At 43.1% G+C, this 5,191-nt stretch carries 3 protein-coding genes; 2 read left to right on the forward strand and 1 reads right to left on the reverse strand.

Going from position 1 to position 5,191, the window contains the following annotated elements; all coding sequences use genetic code 11:
• The first annotated feature begins 411 nt into the window (after positions 1-411).
• On the forward strand, positions 412-2,748 hold the full coding sequence (locus tag VB740_RS17035; RefSeq protein ID WP_323201149.1) for an EF-hand domain-containing protein: 2,337 nt from the start codon (positions 412-414) through the stop codon (positions 2,746-2,748).
• Positions 2,749-3,026: 278 nt separating this feature from the next.
• Here the strand turns inward: VB740_RS17035 and VB740_RS17040 are convergent, their stop codons facing one another.
• Positions 3,027-4,481: an MFS transporter gene (locus VB740_RS17040; RefSeq protein WP_323201150.1), complete on the reverse strand. Its 1,455-nt coding sequence runs from the start codon at positions 4,479-4,481 to the stop codon at positions 3,027-3,029.
• A gap of 76 nt (positions 4,482-4,557) precedes the next feature.
• Here VB740_RS17040 and VB740_RS17045 point away from each other — a divergent pair, with 76 nt between their 5' ends.
• Entirely contained in the window at positions 4,558-5,076 is a 519-nt protein-coding gene (locus VB740_RS17045) for a phosphoribosyltransferase (RefSeq protein WP_323201151.1), read from the forward strand.
• Positions 5,077-5,191 lie beyond the last annotated feature (115 nt).

A 5,191-nucleotide genomic window follows, 5' to 3' on the forward strand; every position in this document is an offset into this window, starting at 1 on the left:
TACGCTGTCGCTAACGCACCCTACGTATATTTTCAAAAATCAAACCGGATTCCTATATAAAAGCATAAATAATTAAAGGTTTTTAGTGAGAAATTTAGTTCTTAAATGACAGATGAAATACTTGCTATAAAACAATTTTAATATTTTTTGTATTACTTAATATAGTTTGATTTATTCTCGCTGACTTACTTAGTTGCTCTAAAAGCAGTTGCAATTAACCCCGCAAAGCTGCATTTCTTGCAACAATACGCAACTGAAAAATTGACAAGGCGACTGCAAATAACGTTGAGACAAAATTCTATCGTTCCTGAAACTTGCTATTTACTGAACATAAATAGACAGCATTGAAGTAGCTGTGAAAAAACATGGTAATAAACTTATTAGTGGCAACTATGGAATTGGAACAAAACCATGATTGATGAACAAGAAATAGGAAAATTGTGGCAAGCTTTCAAGGTATTAGACGTAGACGGCAACGGAGCGATCTCAACTGAGGAACTAGGGGAGGTAATGCGATCGCTTGGGCAAAATCCCACGGAAGCAGGGCTACGTGACTTGATCAAGGAGATTGATGTTGACTTGTCAGGCACTATCGACTTTGAAGAATTTAAAACGCTGATGATAGCGAAAGTAGGCGATCGCCAAAGCCGCCTCAAGTTAGCCTTCAGCGCCTTTGATGAAGACGGTAGCGGTGAAATTACTGCCGCCGAGTTGCGGACTGTTATGACTCAGTTTGGGCTGACAGAGGCTGAATTGAATGAGATGTTACGGGAAGTAGATCATGATGGCGATGGCTCAATTGACTTTGATGAGTTCTGCCAGCTAGTACCGGCAGAGTCAGAGAGCAAAACTGGCTATCAAGACTCACCGATTTCCCTTAACAGTTCACTCAAGACAGTTGCTACTTCCAATGAGGCCGCAGCAGCCAGCCCCCAGCCGACGCAAGAAGCAACGACTCCAGAGTTGGCACAGCTAAGGGAACAGTTAGTACAACACCCAAACTCACCAAATCAGAAAACAAGCGGAACCTCCCGCTTACAAATGCAGATTGGTTTGTTTCGTTTGATTCAAGGAGCAGCTTACCGCAGTTTCCGTGAGAGTTTCTCCGCCAACCATGAAACTCACTTGCGGGTGAAAAACTTGCCATACAGAATTACTGATTTTGTGGAGTTTGTCAAACAGGCGATCGCACTATACAAAGCATTAGGTATAGTCTCTGAAGATTGCTACCCCGTCCTAGATGCAGTGGTTGAATCGATTGCCGATGAATATACCAGATTGCAGGAGCGGATCAAAAACTGGCAAACAGTGGCAAAGACACCAGAAATGTTGGCAGAGCAGCAAGCAATTTTAGAGGCGCGGAGTAAATTTGCCAATGTCAAAGAAAAGTTTGCTGCCGGAGTCGAGTTTGCAATTACCATCAAAAAGAAAAGTCTCAGCTTGGGTGACATTGTAGAAGGTGTGCTAGCCATTAACGAACTCAATCGTCTCAGGGGAATAGAACTGAACGAAGAAATGGCTCCACCACCAACTAAATCTCAAGCAAATCCAAAAGACTATTTGCACAAGTGGAACCGCGTCATCCTCTCCCAAGCAACCGAGGAAATAGATGGTGCAATCATGCCAGTAGCATATTGGTATGAGGACTTTATGCCAAAGTTGTTGGCAGCGTTTAGTGTTTCTACCACAGCAGACATCCAAAGCAACACCGTACCCGACGAGGCGGCTTTGGATGAGTGGTATCAGTGTACAAAAAACTCAGGAGAATTTAACCGCTACGGGGCGGATGTTGCCGAAAATTTTCCCCGTTGCACTCCCAAACAGAAATTGATCCTCAAACAAGCATGGCGGTTAACCCATCACTACCTAAATGGAGTGCAGAAACGCCGCGAACGCCTAGAATTTGGGCGAGAATCAGGTGCGCTATCGCAGTATGTAGCATTCATTGATGTCTATCTAGATCGGACTGAGGTGAAAGATTCGCAGATGCGAGTCAGCTTTCCATATTACATTGGCCCGGCAGTTTGGCGCTTCTTCCACACCACGGCTGAGATTGTATGTACCAAGACAGATGTACAGCAAAAAGCCGCAGTGGCAATTTTCAAAGACTTCTTCCAATTATTTGCCACGATGTACCCCTGTCCCTACTGCCGCCATCACCTGAATATGTACGTTGTGCAAAATAAGGAGGTGGATATGTATCCTGTAGAGTACCTTATACTTGGGCGCGATCCCAACCTGACTGACTTTGAGGTGTCAATGGAGGCAAAGCTATCCACCGTGGTAGATGGTTATTCTCTGCGGTTATTCTTCTGGAAGCTACATAATACGGTTTCTTCTTCCATTGCGCGATCGGAGGAGTGGTATCAAAAGGATGAGAAGGCATTCTACACCACCCGCTTTTGGCCTAGCCTTGACTCTGAGTTAGCCAGAGCCAATGCCCTCAAATACACCAGCATAGAAACTGCTCGCATCTACAATATCTATGGAATTCTTAAGCCATTGGCACGGCTGACAGGGTTAAAAACGGAATTACCAAAGCTGCTAGAGAAGGGCGATCAGAATAACCTCAAGGAAGCATGTGTAGTTGCACAGAACCACATTAAGGATTTAGAGGAGGCTGTCATTAGCGGACAGTTTCTGCAAGAGACATACTACTTTGAGCCTAGCCTGGTGGATAAAGCTCCACTCTTCACCCCCGAAGAAGAAGAGTTTGCCCGAACTGGTATGTTTGTAGAAACCATTTAAAATAAGGCGTTGCATATTTGCGGGATGATTTTACTATTTTTGTGGGATGGGCATCTTGCCCGTCCCTTGTATTTCCGGGCGGGCAGGATGCCCACCCCACAAGAATCATCCCTTAATTCAGCAACGCCTAAAATAATTCGTAATTCGTAATTCGTAATTGAATTCTTAACTACGAATTACGAATTAGACATCTGGTGAAAATGAATTGTTTTGACGTTGCAATGAAACGTCTCTACAAGGGTTTCAGGTAACGCATAATTAATTTCTGGAGATGTCTATTAGTTAACTTCCCTTTTTTCTTGCCGTTCTTTGAGTTTCAGCATAATTTCTGCGTGCATCTCGCGGGTAATTGGGTAAAAATACGTTAAAATCAAGCCAAAAATCAAACAAACTGTAGGGATGGGGCCAACAGCTATGCGAATAGCAAATAGTGCCGATTCTGGTTGGATAGGTAGTGGACTTCCGGCTACAGATTCTTTGAAACCGGATACTTGCAAAGCATTTCCTACTAAAAACAGCCCGAAAGCTAAACCAAATTTTTGTAGCAAAACCATGAAGCCATAAAAAATGCCTTCTCTGCGTTGTCCAGTTTGCAGTTCATCTAATTCAATCACATCTGGAATCATTGACCAGGGAATTAGATAAGCTGTGGAGACACCAATACCAGCCATAACAGCCATTACATACATCAAAACTATTTGACCAGGTTGTAAGAAAAATAGCCCGGCGGCGGCTATTATCCATAAAGTCATTCCCAGAAAATAAACAACTTTTTTCCCGAGTTTTTTACTCAGCGCCCCCCAGACAAATAGCATCAGCAGGGAAGTTACTTGGACTGCAATCAGCACTGTTTGTACGTCTGCAAATTTTAGACCCATACAATTGACTACAAAATAGGGAATAATGCTGGCTGTAATCTGCACACCTAGCCAAGAAAAAAGATATATACCAATAACAAATAAAAAAGGTCGGTTGCTGAAGACAATTTTTAACTGTTCGCCGAAGGGGAGAGATGCAGGTTCCTCAGCTTGGATGCGTTTAGCCTCAAAAGCCAAGATGCGATCGCGGACTCCAAAAACGCACCAATATAATCCTAAAATCGAAATTACCGTACAAACTGCTGCTAAAACGAGATATGCTTGTTGGAGATTGTGAATCTTGTCAAAAATAATTAGCGCTAAAATCAATGACAGAATACTGCCACCAATGGAAAATGTAAAGCGAAAGCTGTTAAGGCTGGTGCGTTCGTCATAATCTTGAGTTAATTCTGGAGTCATTGCCGTATAAGGCAAATTCACAACCGTATAAAAGGACTGAGATATAATCCCAATCGCTACGTAATACCAGAACAGTGGCCAGATATTCTCACTCTGATTTGCACTAAATCGCGGTACAATCCACTGCAAGAAGAAGAAAATTCCAAAGGGGATTGCTCCATAAAACATCCAAGGAAGACGACGGCCCCAACGACGAGATTTTGTTTTATCAGTCAGGAACCCAACAAGCGGATCGTTTACGCCATCCCAAATTTTGCCAATCATCAAAATACTGCCAGCTAAACCCGCAGGGATACCAGCAACATTAGTAAAGAAAATTAGCAGATAAAAGACAGAGATATTTGCAGTAATTGCTGGGCCTAAATCCCCTGCACCGTAAGCCAGCTTTGTTTTAAGGTCAAGTTTTTCACTGAGTGGATTTCGTTGGGCATCGCCATCAGCAGCAGAATCATTCATAAAACTTTGCACTCATACTAAAATAAAAAGTCTGCAATCGCCTTCAATACAGCCATCTACCACTCCCGTTAGACTTATGCCAGACCTTTATGTTTCTTGGTCAGATTATCACCAAAAAATTGAACAACTGGCTATTCAGATTTATGAATCCGGTTGGGAATTTAACCAGATTATCTGTCTTGCCAGAGGAGGACTAAGAGTCGGAGATATTCTTTCCCGTATATACCAGCAGCCGCTGGCAATTTTAGCAACCTCATCTTACAGTGGCACTGGTAAGCAAGAAAGAAGTAATTTAATTTTCTCCCGCCACTTAACGATGACTGCCGAAAAGTTAGGTTCGCGCATTCTCCTAGTGGATGATTTGGTAGACTCTGGCATCACACTCCAGCAGACTATACCTTGGCTCAAGCAAAATACTGCTTTCCCCATTGAGGAAATTCGCACCGCCGTTCTTTGGTATAAAGCCTGTTCAGTTATAACACCCAATTATTATGTTGATTATCTGCCTGATAACCCCTGGATTCATCAACCATTTGAACACTACGAGCAGATGAACCCCGCAGAACTTGCGGCCAAGGTAAGTCAACTGTGTTGATTAATATTTATACAAACGCCGTGTGCGACTTTATCTCAAACCTAACCCCCAACCCCTTCTCTACTAGCGTTGGGGAGCAAGAATCAAAGGCTATCGACCTTTCGGGGAGAGGTTT

The sequence above is a fragment of the Nostoc sp. UHCC 0251 genome, from assembly GCF_034932245.1.
Lineage (GTDB): Bacteria > Cyanobacteriota > Cyanobacteriia > Cyanobacteriales > Nostocaceae > Nostoc.

Coding starts and splice junctions, on each gene's coding strand:
- VB740_RS17045 (WP_323201151.1), top strand. CDS start 4,558: ATGCCAGACCTTTATGTTTCTTGGTCAGATTATCACCAAAAAATTGAA.
- VB740_RS17040 (WP_323201150.1), bottom strand. CDS start 4,481: ATGAATGATTCTGCTGCTGATGGCGATGCCCAACGAAATCCACTCAGT.
- VB740_RS17035 (WP_323201149.1), top strand. CDS start 412: ATGATTGATGAACAAGAAATAGGAAAATTGTGGCAAGCTTTCAAGGTA.